The organism is Megasphaera lornae, from assembly GCF_000214495.1.
GTDB lineage: Bacteria > Bacillota > Negativicutes > Veillonellales > Megasphaeraceae > Megasphaera > Megasphaera lornae.
In genome coordinates this window covers 71,543-92,084 of sequence record NZ_AFIJ01000029.1, presented here as the reverse complement: position 1 = coordinate 92,084, position 20,542 = coordinate 71,543, and the positions used below count along the sequence as shown (strand labels likewise).

At 50.8% G+C, this 20,542-nt stretch carries 17 protein-coding genes and 1 tRNA gene; 17 read left to right on the top strand and 1 reads right to left on the bottom strand.

The features are described 5' to 3' along the window. The first annotated feature begins 5 nt into the window (after positions 1-5). The 17 genes from HMPREF1039_RS04345 (at position 6) to HMPREF1039_RS04260 (ending at position 14,912) form a co-directional block, all read left to right on the top strand. Complete coding sequence (locus HMPREF1039_RS04345; RefSeq protein WP_007391124.1) at positions 6-1,007, top strand: electron transfer flavoprotein subunit alpha/FixB family protein; 1,002 nt, start codon at positions 6-8, stop codon at positions 1,005-1,007. Between the two features lie 186 nt (positions 1,008-1,193). Further along, on the top strand, positions 1,194-1,589 hold the full coding sequence (locus HMPREF1039_RS04335; protein WP_007391198.1) for a hypothetical protein: 396 nt from the start codon (positions 1,194-1,196) through the stop codon (positions 1,587-1,589). Positions 1,590-1,600: 11 nt separating this feature from the next. Continuing rightward, positions 1,601-4,174, top strand: a complete 2,574-nt coding sequence (polA, locus tag HMPREF1039_RS04330; RefSeq protein ID WP_007391125.1) for a DNA polymerase I — start codon at positions 1,601-1,603, stop codon at positions 4,172-4,174. A 10-nt stretch (positions 4,175-4,184) separates the two neighbouring features. Continuing rightward, a complete protein-coding gene (gene mutM, locus HMPREF1039_RS04325; RefSeq protein ID WP_007391135.1) occupies positions 4,185-5,027 on the top strand; it encodes a bifunctional DNA-formamidopyrimidine glycosylase/DNA-(apurinic or apyrimidinic site) lyase in 843 nt (280 codons plus the stop codon). Beyond that, positions 5,020-5,640, top strand: coding sequence for a dephospho-CoA kinase (gene coaE / locus HMPREF1039_RS04320; RefSeq protein WP_007391119.1), 621 nt, complete (start codon positions 5,020-5,022; stop codon positions 5,638-5,640). Before mutM ends, coaE begins: the two co-directional genes overlap by 8 nt. Beyond that, a complete protein-coding gene (locus HMPREF1039_RS04315; protein ID WP_007391149.1) occupies positions 5,637-6,218 on the top strand; it encodes a lytic transglycosylase domain-containing protein in 582 nt (193 codons plus the stop codon). Before coaE ends, HMPREF1039_RS04315 begins: the two co-directional genes overlap by 4 nt. A gap of 16 nt (positions 6,219-6,234) precedes the next feature. Beyond that, positions 6,235-6,319, top strand: a tRNA-Leu gene (locus HMPREF1039_RS04310). Between the two features lie 9 nt (positions 6,320-6,328). Continuing rightward, entirely contained in the window at positions 6,329-7,054 is a 726-nt protein-coding gene (locus tag HMPREF1039_RS04305; protein ID WP_232217216.1) for a hypothetical protein, read from the top strand. An 84-nt stretch (positions 7,055-7,138) separates the two neighbouring features. After that, positions 7,139-7,597, top strand: a complete 459-nt coding sequence (locus HMPREF1039_RS04300) for a ribosome maturation factor RimP (RefSeq protein ID WP_039891797.1) — start codon at positions 7,139-7,141, stop codon at positions 7,595-7,597. A gap of 14 nt (positions 7,598-7,611) precedes the next feature. Then, a complete protein-coding gene (gene nusA, locus HMPREF1039_RS04295; RefSeq protein ID WP_007391175.1) occupies positions 7,612-8,730 on the top strand; it encodes a transcription termination factor NusA in 1,119 nt (372 codons plus the stop codon). A 75-nt stretch (positions 8,731-8,805) separates the two neighbouring features. After that, complete coding sequence (gene rnpM / locus HMPREF1039_RS04290; RefSeq protein ID WP_176603344.1) at positions 8,806-9,000, top strand: RNase P modulator RnpM; 195 nt, start codon at positions 8,806-8,808, stop codon at positions 8,998-9,000. Continuing rightward, positions 8,997-9,311 carry a L7Ae/L30e/S12e/Gadd45 family ribosomal protein gene (locus tag HMPREF1039_RS04285; RefSeq protein WP_007391121.1) on the top strand — a complete coding sequence of 105 codons (315 nt, stop codon included), beginning with the start codon at positions 8,997-8,999 and terminating at the stop codon, positions 9,309-9,311. Before rnpM ends, HMPREF1039_RS04285 begins: the two co-directional genes overlap by 4 nt. Positions 9,312-9,324: 13 nt before the next feature. Further along, on the top strand, positions 9,325-11,751 hold the full coding sequence (gene infB / locus HMPREF1039_RS04280; protein WP_007391128.1) for a translation initiation factor IF-2: 2,427 nt from the start codon (positions 9,325-9,327) through the stop codon (positions 11,749-11,751). A gap of 14 nt (positions 11,752-11,765) precedes the next feature. Beyond that, the gene (gene rbfA, locus HMPREF1039_RS04275; protein ID WP_007391195.1) at positions 11,766-12,113 is read left to right on the top strand and encodes a 30S ribosome-binding factor RbfA; all 348 of its coding nucleotides are present in this window, start codon (positions 11,766-11,768) and stop codon (positions 12,111-12,113) included. 3 nt (positions 12,114-12,116) lie between these two features. Continuing rightward, positions 12,117-13,061 carry a DHH family phosphoesterase gene (locus tag HMPREF1039_RS04270; protein ID WP_007391204.1) on the top strand — a complete coding sequence of 315 codons (945 nt, stop codon included), beginning with the start codon at positions 12,117-12,119 and terminating at the stop codon, positions 13,059-13,061. Next, positions 13,058-13,936: a tRNA pseudouridine(55) synthase TruB gene (gene truB / locus HMPREF1039_RS04265; RefSeq protein WP_007391142.1), complete on the top strand. Its 879-nt coding sequence runs from the start codon at positions 13,058-13,060 to the stop codon at positions 13,934-13,936. The genes HMPREF1039_RS04270 and truB overlap by 4 nt, the downstream gene beginning before the upstream one ends. Positions 13,937-13,949: 13 nt before the next feature. Next, the gene (locus HMPREF1039_RS04260; protein WP_007391136.1) at positions 13,950-14,912 is read left to right on the top strand and encodes a bifunctional riboflavin kinase/FAD synthetase; all 963 of its coding nucleotides are present in this window, start codon (positions 13,950-13,952) and stop codon (positions 14,910-14,912) included. A gap of 81 nt (positions 14,913-14,993) precedes the next feature. Here HMPREF1039_RS04260 and HMPREF1039_RS04255 read toward each other — a convergent pair whose 3' ends face one another. Further along, the gene (locus HMPREF1039_RS04255) at positions 14,994-20,492 is read right to left on the bottom strand and encodes a TonB-dependent receptor plug domain-containing protein (RefSeq protein ID WP_007391151.1); all 5,499 of its coding nucleotides are present in this window, start codon (positions 20,490-20,492) and stop codon (positions 14,994-14,996) included. Positions 20,493-20,542: the final 50 nt, after the last annotated feature.

Sequence of the window (20,542 nt, the reverse complement as noted above, 5' to 3'; positions counted from 1 at the left end):
TTACGATGGAATTAAAACAGAGTATTTTTGTTTATACGGAAGTAGAAGAAGGAACACTGACTAAACTCAGTGTGGAACTATTGGGAAAAGCGCGGGAATTGGCGCAATCCTGTTCTAAAGCGGTCATTGCGTTGGTTATCGGGGAACACGTGCGGGAAGCGGCCGGACAGGCGATCGGCTATGGTGCCGATGCGGCGGTAGTGGCGGAAGGACCGCAGTTTGCCGGGTTCGATTCTATTTTGTATGCCCGGGCGGTGCAGCAGGTGATTGCCGCGTATACGCCGTCCGTATTTTTGTTGGGCGCCACGAAGGACAGCCGCGATATAGGCGGTCGCGTATCGGCGGCGCTGCAACTGGGATTGGTGGCGGATGTGACGGGCGCCGAAATGAAAGACGGCGATGATACGGTAACGTGGATTCGTCCGGCCTATACGGGCAAAGTGTTTGCCGCTATTCGTACGAAAACCCGGCCCCAATTGGCCACTGTCGGGGAAGGCATTTTTCTTCACAATGCGTCGGATCCGTCGCGGAAGGGAGAAATTATTACGGCGCCGCTCTCGCTTGACGGCGTGACCGGAAAGCGGCGGCGTACCGGATTTACGGCGGTGGCGCCGGAAAAGATGGCCCTGTCTTTGGAAAATGCGGAAATTATTGTCGGCGCCGGCAAGGGCGTAGGCGACAAAGCGGGCATGGAACAGGTGCAAGCCTTTGCGGAACGTATCGGCGCCGGTTTCGGCGTTACCAAACCGTTGGTGGACGACGGGTGGATTTCTCACGATTCGCAGATCGGGATTACCGGGAAAAAGGTAGCGCCCAAAATTTATATTGCCTTGGGTATTTCCGGCGCTTTACAGCATAAGTTGGGCATTAAAGACGCGAAGATTATTGTAGCCGTCAATAAAGATCCGGATGCGCCGATCTTTAAATTTGCCCATTTCGGCATTGTAGGCGATTTGTTTGAAGCCATGCCGGCTTTGGAAAAACGGATAAAAGCGTTGCAGGCATAAGGGTGACAGTACCTGCACATATAGACCTTATACGGTTCGTTGCGGCAGCGGCAACGAACCGTATTTTTTTGCATAGCCGCCGGCGTGTTGCCGGAACGGGAACAAAGCCGACCGTGACGGGTCCCGGCGTTTCATGGTATAATACAGATAATAGGTAATGGGGGTTTCCGGTAAGGAGGAATTCGGATGAAATGTCGTTTTTGTAATCACGACGCCATATATACGGACGGCTTATGTCGCGCGTGTCATGAAAAATATCATCTGCACGACGCCAAGATTATGTCGCAGGAAGAACGGGACGGCTTTTGCGGACAAACGATCAATGAAGACGGGTCCGTCCATGAAGAGAAGGGGCGCACGTCGTATGAGCAAACGGCGACCGGACCGGGGATTCATTTGTATTCCCGCGGTCTTTCGTGGCGTGCCAAACTGGCGCTCGGCTTTATTTTGTTTTGTGTGGCGGCCGTCATTATCGGCATTTTGGGGCTGATTGTGCAGGGGATTCCGTTTTTGGCGGCCTTGTTGGCGCTCTACATCCTGTATACGATATTGAAAGCGGTTGTACGCCATTGGCGCAGTTAGGAGCGGGACGAATGAAAGAAAAATTAGTGATTATTGACGGCAGCAGTTTGTTATATCGGGCGTTTTATGCGATTCCCACGTTGACCGACAGTCAGGGACGGTATACGAATGCCGTGTACGGTTTTTTGAATATGCTGTTGAAATTATATGAAGAATTGGATCCGCACTATGTAGCCGTAGCGTTCGATAAAGATAAGCATACCTTTCGCCATACGTTGTACACCGACTATAAAGCGACGAGAAAACCGGCGCCGGAAGAATTGCGGCCGCAGTTCGCTCTTATTCGGGAGGTCCTGGAGTGCTTGGGCATTCACGTGTTGGAAAAAGAAGGGTATGAAGGGGACGATATTCTCGGGACGGTGGCCCGACAAAGTCAGGCGGCGGGCCTGGAGGTCGCCGTCGTAACGGGCGATCGGGATGCCCTGCAGTTGGCGGATCGGGCGATTACCGTGTATTTGACGAAAAAGGGGATTACGCACATGCAGGCCGTCACGCCGGAAGTGATGGCGCGGGAATACGGGTATACGCCGGCGCAGGTCATTGATATGAAGGCGCTCATGGGCGATACGGCGGATAATATTCCCGGCGTTCCCGGGGTAGGGGAAAAAACGGCGTTAAAGTTGATTCAGGAATTCGGCGGCGTCGACGGCGTGTATGCACGACTGTCGGAAGTGAAAGGCGTGAAGTTGCGGGAAAAATTGCAACAGTATCGGGAGTCGGCCATGCTGTCCAAACAGTTGGCCGCCATTTGTTGCGACGTGCCGCTGACGTATACGAAAGAAACCTTTTTACCGCAACCGCGGGAAGAAGAAGTGCGCGCCTTATTTCAGCAGTTGGGATTTCGGCAGTTGTTGACGCGGTTTGCCGCCTTCGCCCGGTTTGCACCGTGCGCGCCGGCGGCGGCCGTCGCCCCCGTGCTTCGGGAAGCGGGGACCGATGACATTCCCCCGGCCGCGCTGGTCGGCGCCCGGGTGGCGGTAGCGGCCGTGTATGATGAGCAGGTGCCGGTACCGCAAATCCGGGATATGGCGGTGGCCGTAGACGGGCAGGTCGTGCATCTTTCGGCGACCCATATTCCCGCGTATTTGGAACGGTTGCCGCAGGCCGCGCAGATTATTACTGCCGACGGCAAACGGCTGTATAAAGTGTTGCGGACGGGGAAGCGCCCCGCACCCTTTCCGGCGGATGTGGTTCTGGGGGCGTACTTGTTGGACCCGACGCGTACGTCGTACGCGTTGTCGTATTTAGCGACCCGGTTCGAGGTGCCGCTGCCGGAAGGCGCGGCCGCTTCGGTGTGTGACGAGGCGCTGTTTGCGGCGCAAGTGTGGGAAAAAGAAGAAGCCGCATTACAACAATTCGGCCTGACGGATCTGTATGAACGGATAGAAGCGCCGCTGCTGTATACGTTGAGCGTGATGGAAACGAACGGCTTTACGGTGGACACGGCGCGGTTGCAAGCTATGAAAACGGCGTTGACGGCACAAGCGGCGGCGCTGGAAAAAGAAATTTATGAAGCGGCCGGCGCCGCGTTCAATATTAATTCTCCCAAACAGTTGGGGCATATGTTATTTGACGTACTGCACCTGCCGGTCCGTAAAAAGACGAAAACCGGCTATTCTACCGATGCGGAAGTGTTGGAGTCGTTGCGGGATACCCATCCGGCGGTGGAGAAAATTGTGCGGTTTCGCGCTTTGAAAAAGTTGATTTCCACGTATTTGGACGGGTTGGAACCGTTGATCGTGCCGGCTACCGGCAGGGTGTACACTTCGTTTCATCAGACCGTGACGGCCACCGGGCGCCTGAGCAGTTCCGATCCCAATTTGCAGAATATTCCCATTCGCACGGAACAGGGGAAAAAAATTCGCTCCTTATTCGTGCCGGGAAAAGGGTATGATTATATTCTTTCCGGCGACTATTCGCAGATTGAATTGCGGTTATTGGCTCATTTATCACAAGATCCGACGATGATCGACGGGTTTAAAAAAAATCAGGATATTCATCGGCGCACGGCGTCGGAAGTGTTTCATATTCCCTGGGAACAGGTGACTCCGGAAGAGCGGTCGCATGCCAAAGCGGTTAATTTCGGCATTATTTACGGTATCAGCGATTTCGGGTTGGCGCGCAATATCGGCATTAGCCGCGCGCAGGCCAAACAATATATTGAATTGTATTTTGCACGGTACAGCACGATTCACGGCTATATGGAAGAATTGGTGCGGCAGGCGAAGGAAACCGGCATTACGCGCACCATGTTCGGGCGCATGCGGACGCTTACGGATATTAACAGCAAGAATTTTACGCGTCGCTCGTTAGCGGAACGCATGGCCATGAATACGCCCATTCAGGGCAGTGCCGCGGATATTATCAAATTGGCCATGAACGCCGTGCAACGGGAGTTGGAACAGCGGCAATTACGGAGTCGTTTGTTGGTACAGGTGCATGATGAATTGGTGCTGGAAGTGCCGGCGGATGAATTGGAGCTTGTAAAAACGCTGCTGAAACGGACCATGGAAGAAGCGGTTACGCTGTCGGTGCCGTTAATTGCGGATCTGCATTACGGTAAAAATTGGGAAGAAGCAAAGTAGGTGACGCACGATGCCGGAATTGCCGGAAGTGGAAACCGTTCGCACGCACTTGGCCCCGTATGTGGTGGGAAAACGTATTGTGCAGGTCGAAGTGAACGCGCCGAACGTATTGAAAAATACTACGGTTCCCGGGTTTCGGAACCGGGTGGTCGGGAAGCGGATTGAAGGGCTCGTTCGCCGCGGCAAGTATTTGCAATTTTTGCTTTCCGGGGAACAGGCTGTGTTGGTGCATTTGCGAATGACGGGAAAATTATTGTATCGGCCGGCGTTGCAGGAAGAACCGCGGGCGCGGTTGCGGCTGCACTTACAGAAAGGCCTGTTGGTATATGAAGATGTGCGGACGTTCGGCGGCTTTTGGCTGGTGCCGAAAACCGGTCCTACCGGCGTGCCCGGGTATGATACGCTGGGACCGGATGCGGCGGGCGAAGCGTTTACGGCGGCGTATTTGCGGCAGTGTCTGGCGGGAAAAAAGCGGATGATTAAAGCGCTGCTGTTGGATCAGCACGTGGTGGCGGGACTGGGCAATATTTATGTCGATGAAGCGCTGTTTGCCGCGCATATCCGCCCCGATCGGCAGGCCGCGACGATTAGCCGGACGGAAGTCGGCAAGCTGCATGCGGCGATCGGCCGGGTGCTGGCGCAAGGGTTGGCGCACGGCGGCACGACGATTCGGGATTTTGTCGACAGCAACGGTCGGGAAGGTACGAATCAATCGTTTTTACAAGTGTACGGTCGCGAAGGCATGCCGTGTCCGCATTGCGGCACCCGGCTGGTATATACGAAGGTGAGCGGTCGCGGCACGCGGTATTGTCCGCATTGTCAGCGCAAAAGGAGACGAACGCAACATGTATAAAATCGGGTTGACCGGCGGTATCGCCACGGGGAAAAGTACGGTAGTCAAGATGCTTCGCACGTACGGGGCCGCCATTATCGACTGTGATGTGTTGGCGCGGGAAGCGGTAGCGCCGGGCTCGCCCGGGCTCGCCCGGGTGGCGGCCGTTTTCGGCAACGAGTATGTGGACGAAACGGGCGCGTTACGGCGGGAGAAGCTGGGGAAAGCGGTGTTTGCCGAGGCGGCGAAAAAGCAACAATTGGAACGTATTTTATTTCCTTATATATATGAGGCGATTGCCGTCGCCGTACGGCAGTGGGAAGCACGCGGCGCGGCGGTGGCGGTTCTTGACATGCCGCTTTTATTTGAGGTAGAATATCAAAAGTATGTCGATGAAGTATGGCTGGTGTATGTGACGCCGGATATACAGTTGCGGCGGCTGATGGCGCGCAACGGCTACGATCGGCATACGGCGGAAGCCAGAATTCACGCCCAGTTGCCGATTGACGATAAAAAAAAGGCGGCTCGAGTCGTGATCGATAATACGGGAACGTTGGCGGCTACGGCGCGTCAAGTCGTCGCGCAGTGGCGGCTGCTGCAAGCGCGCACGGCAATGTTCGGGAGGTCGGTTTGAGCAGAACAACAGGAAGCGGTGCAGGGATCAAAATAGGCATTGCCGTGCTTATTCTTTGTCTGTGCCTGACGTATTTTCAGACGTGGAAAAAGGATTTGATGCGGCAATTCGTATATCCTCTGCAGTATGATTATATGGTGCGGCAATACGCGCATGCCGACGGCGTGGATCCGGCGTTGGTGGCGGCCGTTATTTTGGCGGAAAGTAAGTTTAATGAAACGGCCGCTTCGCATCGGGGCGCGCAAGGCTTAATGCAGATTATGCCGGAAACGGGGACCTGGATTGCCGAAAAAATGAAATGGCGGGACTTTACGCCGGCGCAGCTGGCCGATGTACGGACGAACATTCGTATGGGTACCTGGTATTTGGCGTACTTACTGAAGGTATATCAAGGCAATACCGTGTTGGCCCTGGCTGCGTATAATGCCGGGAGAGGTACGGTGGACGGATGGCGGGAAACATACGGTTGGCCGAAAGATTTTTCAAAAATTGAGGAAATTCCCTTTTCAGAAACGCGGGAATATGTTAAAATGGTATTGCTGAATGAGCAGCAGTACAAAGCGTTGTACGATTTTTAGTTTTTTATTTTTTTTTGCGGTTGTGGCGGAACGGCAGACGCGCTGTCTTCAGGCGGCAGTGATCTTTGATCGTGTGGGTTCAAATCCCACCAACCGCACCATTACTAATTATGGATAAGACATTGATTGAAACCCTCAAACAATGGAATATCACTTCTGTTCTCCCACCCTCCGTGGGAGCTTTTCAATTATCGGCAGAATTTCAGACCGTATACCGGGAGGGCGATGAAGAGGAGTTTTGTCTTTTTCGCTATCGGTTGGCGGCGAAGCCGTGGTCCGTACGGGCCGTATACACGCCGTCGGCGGCGGAATTTTCCGTGCGCACGGATTTGGGTATGCTGGAATTTGCCTTAATTGATTTTATTACGGACGATTGGGAGCGGTTCCGACACTTGGTGGCAACCCGGTTGGTGCGGATCATGACGGATTATTATGTGCATTGCGAACATAATTTTACGGCAATTGTCAAGGAAAAAGGCTTGCCGGAGGTACGGTGGGACAGTTTTTTGCCGTCCACGTATGAAGGATTTATACGCTATTTGCAGCCGTGCGAAGCGGTGCGGATTGTGAACGGGTCGTATATGATTCTTTCCTATTATGAGGCGGCCACCGAGAGCGGCTTGTCGCTGATGTATAATGTATTGCGCGATGATTTTTTTGCGGAGCAGCGGGTATATAATTTTCCCCATTCGGTACATGATTTTGACAGTACTTCGGTGGCGGATTTGCAGGACGCGCTGCAAACACGGCTACTGCCCGTATTGACACGGATACGGCGGGAGGTGGAAGAAAAACGGGCGGCAATACGTACGACAAAGACAACGGATGTGATATAAATGGCGGCGATTGCCGGGATCGGAGAGTGGGGTGTACCCACTCTTATCTTTTACACGGTGTATGGGAGATGTAAGATGGGGCAAATGAAACGGGAACAGATTGAAACATGGGTCACGGAAAAGGCGGAACAGCTGTTGGCTTCCACGTCGCTGGAGTTGGTGGATGTGGAATATGTACGGGAAAAAGATTGGTATTTGCGGGTTTTCATCGACAAAGAAGGCGGCGTCGATTTGGAAGACTGTCAGCAAGTTAGTGAAAAATTGAGCAAAGTGTTGGATCGGGAAGACCCGATTCGGGATAATTATTTATTGGAAGCGTCCTCGCCGGGATTGGATCGGATTTTGAAAAAAGATAAAGATTTTCTCCGGTATGCCGGCAGAACGGTGGACATTCATTTTTTTGCTCCCCGGGAAGGCAAAAAAGATTGGGTAGGCGAATTGGTAAAAAAAGACGGGCCATGTCTGGTGGTGCGTATAAACGGCACGGAAACGCCGCTGGATTATACACAAATCGCGCAAGTTCGGTTGCATATTGATTTTTAATGGAGGTTGTACACGTGAATAAAGAATTGCTGAACGCCATCGCGTTTTTATCGAAAGAAAAAGGAGTTTCTCCCGATGTGATTTGCGATTCGCTGGAAGCTGTATTAATAACGGCATACAAAAAAGAACCGGAAGCGAATCCTATGGCGGATGTGGAACTCAATCGTGAAACCGGCGACTATCGGATTGTCGCGGCGAAGACGGTGGTTGCCGAAGTGACGAATGAAAATGAAGAAATTGTCTTGGCCGAGGCGAGAAAACAGAATGCCGCGTATGAAATCGGCGACATGGTGAAGGTGGATGTGACGCCTCATAATTTCGGCCGTATTGCGGCGCAGGCGGCCAAACAGGTGATGATTCAGCGTTTGCGGGAAGCGGAACGCAGCATTGTGTATGACGAGTTTTATAATCGCACGGACGATATTATTACCGGGTTGGTACAACGCATTGAAAATAAAATCGTGTATGTCGATTTAGGGAAGGCGGAAGCGGTGTTACCGGTGTCGGAACAAATTGCGGAGGAACAGTATTATGTCGGGCAGCGCCTGAAATGTTATGTCGTGGAAGTGCGAAAAACGACCAAGGGCGCGCAAATTTTAGTGTCCCGCACGCATCCGGGATTGTTGAAACGGCTGTTTGAACTGGAAGTGCCGGAAATTTATGACGGCGTGGTGGAATTGAAGTCGGTAGCGCGGGAACCGGGACGGCGTTCCAAAATTGCCGTATTTTCCCGGGATACGAATGTCGATTGTGTAGGCGCCTGTGTAGGACCGAAAGGCGTACGCGTACAAAATATTGTCACCGAATTGCAGAATGAAAAAATTGATATTGTCAAGTGGGATGAAGATCCGGCAGTATATATTGCCAATGCGTTGAGTCCGGCGCAAGTGGTTTCCGTCACCATTGACGAAGAAAATAAAATGTCCGCCGTGATTGTTCCGGATTATCAGCTTTCGTTGGCCATCGGCAAGGCCGGGCAGAATGCACGGTTGGCGGCAAAATTGACGAATTGGAAAATCGATATTAAGAGTGAAAGTCAGGCGAAAGACGGGAATAGCAAGGACAATGAGGGGGAACCGGATATTTTAAGTGAATTATCCGTGCCCGTTTCCCCCGCAGGAGATACGGAATAGGAGGTTTTTTATGAAACCGAGAAAGTTACCGCTCCGGGTATGTGCCGGCTGTCAGGAACAAAAAGTAAAAAAGAAATGATCCGGGTTGTTCGTACGCCCGAAGGCGAAGTGGTCATAGACGACACGGGGAGAAAAGCCGGGCGGGGCGTGTACTTGTGTCGCCGGTTGTCGTGCCTGGAAAAGGCCTATAAAGAACATCGGTTGGAACGTTCTCTGAAGACGGACGTAGCGGCGGAAATTTATGAAAAATTGCGGCATGCGTTGCTATGACGGGACGGGAAAAGATTTTAAACCTGTTGGGCATCGCCTATCGGGCAAGAAAAGTGTTGTGCGGCGATTTCGCCGTGTCCGCATATGTGCAAAAGAGCAAGGTGCCGCTTTTATTTTTGGCGTCGGACAGCGGCAAGGATAATAGGGAAAAGTATCGGCATTGGTGTGCACAAAAAAATATTACGATTATTGACATATATACGAAAGAAGAATTGGGACGAGCGGCAGGCAACAAGTATCATGTAGTCATCGGCGTGACGGATGCGGGTTTGGCACGGGCGATGCGGAAAGAGCGGCAAGCGATGGTATAAAGGGGGTAAGCAGATGAGCAAACGAGTATATGAAGCGGCTAAGGACTACAATGTACCGGTAAAAAAAGTGCTGGATGTATTAAAGCAACATAATATTAAGGCGACTAATTTTTCCGGTGTAGATGCCCATATGGAAGCGATCCTTACTAAAAATTTTTCACCTACAGGACAAGCGAAAAAAAAAGCAGGAAAAATAGAGACGGAAGGAACCGGTCATCACGTGAAGGCGAGTCAACATAAACAAGAAACGGTACAACCCATAAAAAAGAAACCGCATACGGGGACGATGTCCGCCAAGGCGGCAAGCGGCGACGGCAAACCGGGATCACCGCAACGGAGTGGCGAACAAAAGCACCGGGAACAGCATAACGGAGCCAATCGGCAACAGGGAAAACAGCAGGCGGAGACGGCGCAGCGGAAGCAGGCCGAAACGGCATCCCCGCAAGGGAAGCAGGGCGAAGGCAAACGGACCAAGTTTTTCGGCCATTCCCGGGGGGAAGGCGCGCAGAAAAACGACGGCAGGAAAAAGCGCGGGCAAGGCGGCAATCAAAACGGGAAAAATAATCGCAACGGCAATGCCCGTCCGCATACGTTGTTGTCCAATGTTTTGGGAAAAGGTAAGCATAAGAATCGGCATGCCTCCAAAAATGCGCATCCTGTAGAAGGAAACGCGCCGGCAACGAAGAAGAAAACGTATCCTACGGAAGTGTCCGTTCCGGAAACGATTATTGTGAAAGAGTTTGCCGAACGGTTAGGCCGGGAAGTGGGCGAAGTCATCAAAAAATTATTGCTCGGCGGTATTATGGCGACGATTAATCAGGAAATCGACTTTGATACGGCCGCGTTAATTGCCGATGAATTCGGGGTTACGGTGACGCCGGAAGAGGCGCCGGCGGATCCGACGGAAATTGAAGAAATTGTGGACGCGCCGGAAACGTTGAAAGTGCGGCCGCCGGTGGTGACGATCATGGGCCATGTCGACCACGGTAAAACCAGTCTGTTGGATGCCATTCGGCAAACCAATGTTACGAGTCATGAAGCCGGCGGGATTACCCAACATATCGGGGCGTATCAGGTCAGCTATAACGGCAAAAAAATTGTCTTTATGGATACGCCGGGGCACGAAGCTTTTACGGCCATGCGGGCGCGCGGCGCGCAAGTCACGGATATTGCCGTCCTGGTGGTGGCCGCCGATGACGGCGTGATGCCGCAGACCGTCGAATCCATTAACCATGCCAAGTCGGCAGGCGTGCCGATTATTGTGGCCATCAATAAGATTGATAAAGAAGGCGCAAATCCGGAATATGTCATGCAACAATTGACGGAATACGGACTGGTCGGCGAAGCGTGGGGCGGCGACACGATTATGGTGCCGGTGTCGGCGCATAAAAAAATCGGCTTGGACGAATTGTTGGAAAACATTTTGGTCCTGGCGGAAGTGTCCGAATTAAAAGCCAATCCCGATCGGCCGGCGCAAGGGGTGGTTATTGAAGCGAAGTTGGATAAGGGCCGCGGCCCGGTGGCTTCCGTATTGGTACAAAAGGGCACGTTACATGTCGGCGATACGATTATTGTCGGCCCTTGTTTCGGCAAAGTGCGGGCCATGACCAATGAACGGGGCGAACGGATGAAGAAGGCGGCACCGTCCATTCCGGTAGAGATTCTGGGCTTAAACGATGTGCCGGAAGCCGGCGATATTTTGGATGTGACCGATGAAAAAACGGCTCGTTCCGTGGCGGAAAAGCGGCTGGAAAAGAAACGGTCGTCGGCTTTGCGTGCCAATGCCAAGGTGACGTTGGATGATTTGTTCAGTCAAATTCAGCAGGGCGAGTTGAAAGAATTGCCGATTATTATTAAAGGGGATGTGCAAGGCTCGGTGGAAGCGTTGCGGCAATCGTTATTGGGCATTAAGAGTGAAGAAGTGCGGATTGCCATTGTACATGCCGGCGTCGGCGCTATTTCGGAATCGGACATTATGCTGGCTTCCGCTTCCAATGCCCTGGTTATCGGTTTTAATGTGCGCCCCGATGCGGCGGCCCGCAAGGCGGCGGAACATGAAAATGTGGATATGCGTATGTATCGCGTGATTTATGATGCCATAAACGACGTGGAAGCGGCGATTAAAGGCATGTTGGAAAAGAAGTATGAAGAAAAAGTAATCGGCCGTGCCGAAGTGCGGAAAGTTATTTCCACTCCGAAAGTTATTGTCGGCGGTTCGTATGTAAAAGAAGGAAAACTTACCAAAACCGCCAAAGTTCGCCTGATTCGCAACGGTATTGTCGTGTATGAAGGGGAAATCGACAGTCTTCGCCGGTTTAAAGATGATGTCAAAGAAGTGGCGGAAGGCTATGAATGCGGTGTTACGTTGGATAAATATCGGGATATTAAAGAAGGCGATGAAATAGAGGCCTACGAAATGGTGGAAATTGCTCCGGAATAAGGGAGGAATACCCTATGGGGGAAGTACGTGTACGAAAAATTCAGGAATTTATAAAACAGGAAGTATCGGCCATGTTGTTGCGGGAAATAAAAGATCCGCGGGTCGGTTTTGTGACGGTCACGGATGCCAAAATTACCGGGGATTTGCGGGAAGCTACGGTGTATGTCAGTCTGTACGGCAGTCCCGAAGAAAAACGGGCAACGTTACAGGTATTGCGGCAGTCGGCGGGATATTTCCGGACGGCTGTGGGCAAGCGGTTGGGAATTCGCTATGCACCGTCGATTACCTTTGCGGAAGATACATCGCTGGATTACGGCATGAAAATTGATCGCCTGCTTCGGGATGTGGAAAAAAAGGAGTAACGTATGCAAATACATCCGCAGGATATAAAAAAAATTTTACAAACCTATGACCATATTCTGCTGACGGCACATGTCAGCCCCGACGGCGATGCCGTCGGCAGTGTGCTGGCCTTGTACGGTTGTCTTTGTCAATGGGGCAAACACCCGGTTCTTGTGATTGATGACGAAATAGAAGAAAAATATAAGTATTTGCCGGCGGCGGCGCAGATTCGGAAACCGCAGGAGGTGCAGACCGACGCGTCGTGGCTGACGGTCATTTTAGATGCGACGGATACGGCGCGTATCGGGCGTACGGCGGCGTTAATTAAAGGCAAGGTCCTGAACATTGACCATCATATTTCCAATCGTCATTTTGCCGATTGGGAATATGTATTGCCTGCGTATGCCGCGGCGGGAGAAGTGCTGACCGAGCTTTTTTTACAGTGGTCCGTGTCGATTACGCCGGAAATGGCGGATGCTTTATATACGGCCATTGCTACGGATTGCGGCTTTTTCAAATTCGGCAATACGACGGCGCATACGTTGCGCATGGCCGCCGCGGCGGTAGCCGCCGGCGCGCGTCCCGCCCGGATCTCGGAATCGCTGGAAGCCCGCGATTTTGCGGACCTGACCGTCCTGTCGGAGGTGCTGCGACATATCGAACGCTTTGCGGACGGCCGTATGGCGGGGATTGTCTTTACGCCGGAATTATTGGCCCTTACGGGGGATCACACGGGGAGTTATATCGACTATGCCCGCATTATTAAGGGCGTAGACGTGGCCTTTACGGTTCGCTATGTGACGGCGACGGAAACGCGGCTCAGCCTGCGTTCCAAACACACGGATGTCAATGCGATTGCCGCCGTTTTCGGCGGCGGCGGGCATATACGGGCCGCCGGCGCTACCGTGTCGGGATCGTTGCAAGAGACAAAAGAAAAATTAATAAAGGAAATTATTAACGCCTTATGATGCGAGGAATTGTAAATGTTATTAAACCGACGGGTATGACCAGCCATGATGTGGTAGGGTGTTTGCGGCATCTTTACGGCATCAAAAAAGTGGGGCATGCCGGGACCTTGGACCCGTTGGCGGCCGGCGTATTGCCCGTGTATTTGGGAAATGCCACCCGCTTAATTGAATACGGCGACAGTGATTGCAAAACCTATCACGGTGAATTTATTTTGGGACTGGCGACGGATACGGAAGATATTACGGGCACGGTCATAGAAACGCGGCCGCTGCCGCCGTTGACCTTTGCGGACGTGGCGGCGGTCCTGCCCGCTTTTTCCGGGACCATCCGCCAACGCCCGTCCGTGTATTCGGCAATTACTATTGGCGGCGTCAAGGCCTATACGTTGGCCCGAAAACAAGTGCCGGTGGTCATGCCCGAACGACAGGTGACCATTCATGCGATTCGCTTACTGGCGTATGAAGGGGGACGGGGCCTGCTTGCCGTTACGTGTTCCAAGGGCACCTATATTCGTTCGTTAATCCGCGATATAGGCGAAGCGTTGGGCACGTGTGCCTGTATGTCCTATTTAGTGCGCGTACGCGCCGGAATGTTTCATATTGAAGATGCCGTTACATTGGAAGCCTTGGCGACAGCGCCGGAACACTATGTCTTACCGGCCGATCGGGCGATCGGCCATTTGCCGCCGGTGTATTTATCGGCCGCACAATGCCGGGACCTGCGTTGCGGTCGTGCGGTTCCCGTGCCGGAAACCCGGGCAGTGGAGGAGACGGTTTTACGCGCGTACGGAGAAGACCGGCAGTTGATCGGCATTGTTCATTTTGATAAAAAACATCATCGTTTGCGACCCCATAAAATGTTTATGGAAGAATAGTTGAGGTTAGTATATGGAAGTATTTCATTCCTTTCAGGAAATTACCGGATGTCACGCCGCCGTAGTGGCGTTGGGCACCTTTGACGGTGTGCATATGGGCCATCGCGCCGTCATGCGGGCGGCTATGGCGGAAGCGAAAAAACTGCACAGGAAAGCGGCGGTGGTCACCTTTTCCGCCCATCCGCTGTCGGTGTTGCACCCCGAAAAGGAACCGCTGCGATTGGCGACTACGGCACAAAAAATTCAATATATTGCCGATGTGGGCGTTGATGTGTTGGTGCTGCTGCCGATGACGAAAGAACTTATGGCGGAAACGCCGACCGCATTTTGTCGGCAGTTGCAGGAAACGTTCTGTCCCGCGGCGATCGTCGTAGGAGAAAATTTTACGTATGGCGCCGGTGCCGGCGGCAATACGGAAACCTTGGCGGCGTATATGAAGAAGCATCGTACGCCGGTACAGGTGCTGCCCCTGGTGCCGGATCCGCAAGGCCTCGAACCGATTAGCAGTACAAAAATACGGCAGTTGATTGCCTGCGGCAACGTGGAAGAAGCCGGAAGATTGTTGGGGCGTCCGTTTGCCATGACCGGGACGGTGGCGGACGGCGATCGGCGCGGGCGTACCATCGGCTTTCCTACGGCCAATCTTCATTTAGCCCCGCATATGGCCGTACCGGCAGACGGCGTGTATATTACGGAAGTGAGTCGGCAGGGGCAATGGTTGCCGGCGATGACCAATGTAGGTGCCAATCCGACGTTTACCCGCCAGTATCGACGGGTGGAAACTCATATTTTGGATTGGCACGAGGATATATACGGCCAAGATATTACGGTGTCTTTTTTGCGGCGTATACGGGAAGAAAAACAGTTTCCTACGGTGGCAGCGTTGATTACGCAAATGCAACAAGATAAAGAAGTAGTGCGACAATATTTTCTCACTCGGCAGGCGTTACAGGATTTGGAAACGGTGAGTTTATAATTTCTGCAAAAGAACCGCCCCATGCGGTTGCGCATGGGGCGGTTCTTTTTGTATGTTGTAGAGAATAGAGAGAAAGCGGAATCAGAATTTATACGTAAGTTGCAGGCGGGTGTAATTGCCGAGTTTGAATTGTTCCGGCCCGTATAACGTATCCCGCTTGCCCGTACTTTGGGCATCAAACGTATAGTAAGCTTCTAAGAGCATATTCTTTCTCGGTACATAGGCACCGCCGAGCGTGAAGCTCTTGACGCCGTCCAAATAGCGATCCGGCAAGCCTTCCGTACCGTTGCCGCCGAAGAAGGCGCCGTGTTCAAAATACTTGTAGTCGCCGAAGGCGCTCCAGGAGCCCGGCAGACGGTAATCGTGGCGACCGAAGTCAAAACGAATATCGAAGAATTTGGGATTCTTGCCCAAGGTTCGACCGTTCATGAGGAACCGGGACGTATAAACGGAGCTGTTCGGATCGGAAATACTCGGATCGATATATTGTTCACTCTTGGTGTTCCCGTTGAGATACCGCCCCAACTCGGAGCGGTTTATTCCGAAATCGAAGGAAATAGAGGAGAGGGAGGTTACTTGATACTTCGCCCCGATAGCAAAGACATTGACCGCTTTGCGGAACACATGGGTATCGTTGCGATTATCGACAATTTTATGCCCCATTTTGTCATAGTCTTTGAGATCATAGTCGGCAATTTTGTATTGCTGTTCTTGATTGCCGACAGAGCGGAAAAACCATGCCGTAAGGCCGAGACGATTGGTCGCTTTACGACGATATTGGAAGAATATAGCCCGCTTAATCGGAGCAATCGTATCGCGGCGCAGCAGATTTCCCTTGGTCAATATGGGGCGACCTATTTCTTTTTCAAATGCTTCCCGAGGCAGCGTACTGTTTCCGTCCCCTTCGGTAAGGGCAGCCTGAATACCTTTAAAGTAATTGGCAATGACAGAAGAGTGCTCTCCGTCAAAAAGGCTATTATAGGAGGCTGTTTTTGTGAAATTTTCTTCGTATAATTTATCGACATAATGCATGTCATCGAGATCTTTTTCCGTCAGTTGCTTTATTGTTATGTTAGTATGATTATTGTCCGCGGCCTTACTTTCAGCGAGTTCCTTTATCTTGCTGTTATAGTACGTAAGGAGCTGCGTTTTGTGGGCTTGATACCATTCTTGTAAGTAGGCTTTTCCGTCCGTGAGCATGCGTGTTTCATCTAAAGACACTTCATACTTCTTTCTCATGGCGACATCTTCGGGGGCTGTGTTATTCGGCTTAGCATAGCCCGGAACGGTAAAGTTTTCCATATCATCATAGTCTTGGCCCGTATCCTCATCATGGGTCTTATGGGTATACGATGCCGTTAATTCAGGAGTTTCTATAAAATATTTTTTAGTATGCAATTCTTTGCTGTAGGTTTTTTTAGCCAAGGATTGCAAGCGTTGTACTACTTCGAGCCGGGTCGATAAATCATGCGGATATAATTCTTTTTCAGCCTGCTCTATTTTTGTCTTCAGTTCTTCTGCTTTGGCTAACTCTTTATTCATTTTTGCATCGTAGTCTATACATTCCGGATCCTTGCCAGCGTTGTTTAAACCTATTTTATCGGCACGTTCACTGTATTTTTTATACCACTCATTGGCTGAGTCCTCGGCCTGTTGTTTTTCGGCTTTTAATTGGTTTAAGGAAGAAGCTTCCGCATCTCGTATGTTGGCAAGTTGCCGATAGTAATTGAGTTTGTTCCCATAGGTTTCTTTAGACTCTGTAAGTTTAAGCTGTCCGCCCTCATAGTGCACACCCATTAATTCGTTAACTGTCGGTGTACGGTAAAATACATCGTATTCGGCATGCGTATAGGCGGAGTCCGTGACTCCCGTACTGTGGGAAAAGTCGCCGAACCCGACACGGAATTGCGAATTTTTGTCGGTGTATAGTAGGCGGGCACCGTCGAAAGATTGATTAAACCAGTACCCGGTGATGCCCATTTTTTCGTTCAGCCGTCCGAGGGATACATCCCAAGCAGCCGTATGGCGGGTAATATCGGCTTTTTCAATCCGTACTTTGTTGATACTGCGGTTATCGACGGCGGTTTGGGCCGTATCCGTTTCTTTTACTGCGGCAGCACTGCCGACAAGTGTCAGGTGCGTATGGGCAGCTACTTTTGCGTGGAGACCTAAGCGTATCCGCTGAGAGAAACCGTGGTCCGCTTTATTTTGCAGGGCTTTTACGGCGCCGTCGTCAATGGAACTGGATTCGGTAACGCGTACGGCAGGACGGTTTTCCCCGAGGTGGCTGTCCATACGGGCACGATAGTCGCCGAAGATGCGGATAGCAGTCGTTTGACCGGCATCAAACGGACGATCTAAAAATCCGGCGAGCAGTAAGGGAGAAATCTTTCCTTTTAATTCTTTCGGTATGAAATCTTCCAATTTTTGCTTCGCACTTAAGTCCAGTTTGAAGTTGGCGCCGAAACGGAAGGTGCGAGCGGAAAAGGCACGGTCATCGTCACGATGGTTAAAGAGGTTGTCAATACCGAAGTAGACGAGGGAATCTTTATTTATTTTCTTTTGGATCATAATATTCCATATGCCGTAGGTTTTCCGTTGATACATGTCGACGGTTTTTTTGTCGAGAATGTCATAATGCAGTTTAGCTTTATCAAAAAGAGAATCCCCGGTTTGTTTGGGATTTTTTATGCGTTCCGTCGTTAGCGTATTTTTATTGCCCGCCACGGAATTGCTGTCGAGCATGTTAATATAGTATTCTCCCCAGATACTGCCGCTCCAACCGGTTTTTTTATTTTCATAATCCAAGCCTATATTGATTTTATGTTTGGGTTTATCTAATAATTGACGAGGCATGGTAGGATCGCTGGTGTTAATGGCATGAAGCCAGGTATAGCCGATACGACCTTTGAGGGAAGTGTTAAATTGATGTTTGATTTCCAGTTCGGCACCGGTAATTTCGGCACGACCGATGTTTTTGAAACTGTAAATACGATCGGGTGCATGGAAATATTTGAAAATACCGAGAATGGTCGATTCATCCGCTTCGGGATTAAAATCGATTAATTTGCCCGTATTATAGAGGGTTAAATAATTATCAATCTTGTTGTGGAACAGGGTCAGTTTCGTGTAGGTTTTCGCATTTTCTCCTTCAATGGAAACATCCACATTAAAGCCTTTTTCCGGTTTTAAGTCGGGATTTCCCTGCCAATACCAACCGAGACGAGCCGTACCGCTGCCGTCGGGATTGGCTTTTAACACATGCGGCCCGAACATTTCCCAACAATAGTATAATTCGCCCAACCCGGGAGCCGTGTAGGAGGTGCCGACATTGGCTTTAAAGCGACGATGCACATTACCGCCGAGAGTATGGGTCACGCCCATAGTAAAGGATACATTATTGCCGAAAAGGTTCGTGTGATCCAAACGGATAATGGGGTATAAAATGGTATTTTCATTGAGTTGCCACGTATCTTGCAGGAAGACGTGCGCTTTATTGAGTGCCGCTTTGCCGACGAGTTGTTTATTTTGATTTTGATTATATTCTTCCCGGAAAATTTTACCGTTGGCCTTCATGAATGCCGAAGGGAAGTTCCACGTCGTGCCGTAGTACAAGAGGGCGTAATAATCTTTCAGATCATTTGTGCCGTAATTATCGGTGAGATCTTTAGCATTCCCGTAGGTTGTCCCATAATCTTTCATAGTGGGCTTATAATTTTCAGGAAATGCATTATGTTTTTTGACATAATTGAGGATATATGTTTCGTATTTTTTTTCGTTGCCGCCGAATTCCGTGTCTATAATATATTTATTATAGGCTTGGCGTGCTGTTTCCAGATTTTTTAGCGTTTCATTAAAGGCTTTGTACCGATAGTAGGCGTCGGGATTGCGGGAAAATAAAGAACGCCGTTCTTTATCCGTATTTGTACCGTCACCGCCGGTGAGTGTCAGATGAGAAGAGGAACCTTTACCGGCAAAAGAGGGATCTAAGTATTGTTTCCATTCTTCATAGGTAAACTGGGGTAAAAACTTACGTTCCGTATCATAGCCCCACGGTTTGGTAGTATCTACAAAGGAATAGGCTTTATAGCGATCGGGATTTTGGGCGAGCATTTGTTTGGTTTCCGCCGCATTGCCGATGGGCTCCCCCCAATTGTCCGGCACTCCCATATTCCGCTCCTCTTTGGCGGTCATTTCGGGTTTGTAGCTTTCATCATAAGGGGGCTGTTCTTCCCCGTGATATCCATAATATTCGGATTCTTTATCCCAGATGAGAGAACCGTTTTTATCAATTTTTAAATTATGCTTATGTATTTTAGAAGACGCTTCGCCATGATGTACATACAAACTTTTATCGTAGTCATACGGGTTGATGGAACGAAGGTAGGTTTCAGGCGCCATTTTTACACGGCTGCCTTCGCCGTCTTCATGGGCATAGCCGAAGCCGTAGGACAGAAGATGCTTGTCGTTGACTTGGCGATTCATGGTAAATTCGCCCTTCCATTCACCGTGATTGACTTCATCGACCGCATCCAAGGTGTTTTTTCCTTCGTAGGTGCTTTTGCCGTAATCACTGGTTAAGGTAATATCGGTTTCTTTCGTACGAGTATAGTTAAATTCTACTTTCCAATCACTGGTATCATTTTTTCCGGTATAGGCAATATTCCCCGTATTTCGTTTCAGATCACGCTTATAATGTACTTGCGGTTCCAAGTAGGAAGTGGTTCGTTTGATGAAACGTTCGAGCGACTCCTGATAGTGATCCGCCCGTGTATCCAACGTATGATTAGCATCTATATCATAATGAGCGGATATGCCGGCATTGGCATTGGTGCCGTAAAAACGGAGGGAGTTTTTTTCATAGGCATTGGCGTCCGCTTCTTCTTGGGTGGCCAATACTTCCCGGCGTATGCGGTTGGAGTAAATGGGCAGGAGATCCCGCTTATTGCCGTAAAGGGCAAAGCTGATTTTGCCGATTTTTCCCGAGTCGGCCCGGAGATAGGCGTTGGTGCCCGGCGTGGATTGGGCCGTATCGCGATCGCGGCGCCCTTCTACATTAAATTTCAGACCGGCTTTTTTCGTAGGTTTGGTCGTAATGACGTTGATGACCCCGCCCATGGCGCCGGAACCGTATTTGGCACTCGCCGCACCTTGGATGATTTCAATGTGATCCACGTTTTCCGTGCCGATACGTTGTAATTCGTCGCCGGCACCGCTGTATTTGGCCAAGCCTCCCAAGGCTTCCTGTCCGTCCACGAGAATGAGAGTATGCCGCGGTTCGGCACCGCGAATGGAAACGCCCACATTACCCATGCTGTCGACCGTACGGGTTACGCCGGTTTCCTGAAAGACAATATCTTCCGCCGATTTGGCCTGTTTTTTTTCAATGTCTTTTTTGGTAATGATCGTTTTTTGTTGTGATTCAAATTTCGCTTCTTCTTCCGCCGCCGTGGCTTTTACATAGACATCCTTTGTGGATACGGTAGCGGCGTGTACTGCCGGCGGCGCGGTCAGCCATGTCAGCACGGCGCAGGACAACAAAAACGCGTAGCGCGATGTGTTTCCTTTGAGCAAGTTCATAACAAAACATCCCCTTTAATGAAAAGATAAATAATTTTCTTTATCAATCA